The following is a 616-nucleotide window of genomic DNA, read 5'->3' on the forward strand; positions in this document are numbered from 1 at the left end:
CCCTCGTCCCCGTGGTGTCCCGTCACGGGCAGGAACATAAGTCCGAATTATTACAGGCAGGGAGTTCAGGGCGCCTTTTCTTCGGAAATTCTCAGATTTCCGGACCCGGGCTCATCCCAGTGTCACGACCGGCACCGGATTGCTCCCGCTCCACGAACCGTTGAACCCGAAGGTCACCGAACCGCCGTCCGGTACGGAGCCGTTGTACGGGGCGTTGGCGCAACTGACCGCCGTGCCCGACTGCGTGCAGTTCGCGTTCCAGGCCTGGGTGATCCGCTGCCCGGCGCCGAACGTCCAGGTCGCCTGCCACGACGACAGCGAGGCGCCCGAGCAGGCGATCCGCACCTGGCCCGTGTAGCCCGTGCTCCACTGGCTGGTGACGCTGACCGGGATGCACGCGGTCGCGATGAGCCCCAAGGCGGGCGCGCACGGCGAATTGTGCGGCATCCTCGCGATCCGATCGGCGCTGGAGGAGCGCGGCGAGGTAGGCGCCCTGCGCGACGCTGAGCTTCTCGGCGTCCTTGCGGTAGTAGGCCTGGGCCGCGGCCTGGATGCCGTAGGCGTTGCGGCCGTAGTAGCTGGTGTTGATGTAGCCGGCGAGGATGTAGTCCTTGGG

The 616-nt window shown here is 67.2% G+C and carries 1 protein-coding gene and 1 pseudogene; both read right to left on the reverse strand.

Annotation, left to right across the window (positions count from 1 at the left end):
- Window positions 1-111: 111 nt before the first annotated feature.
- Complete coding sequence (locus PUT07_RS35360) at window positions 112-447, reverse strand: cellulose binding domain-containing protein (RefSeq protein WP_274473521.1); 336 nt, start codon at window positions 445-447, stop codon at window positions 112-114.
- 61 nt (window positions 448-508) lie between these two features.
- Window positions 509-604: pseudogene (locus PUT07_RS35510) on the reverse strand (transglycosylase domain-containing protein); the annotation flags it as partial.
- Between the last annotated feature and the right edge of the window lie 12 nt (window positions 605-616).

Origin of the sequence: Paenibacillus sp. MAHUQ-63 (assembly GCF_028765165.1) — a bacterium.
Taxonomy (GTDB): domain Bacteria; phylum Bacillota; class Bacilli; order Paenibacillales; family NBRC-103111; genus Paenibacillus_E.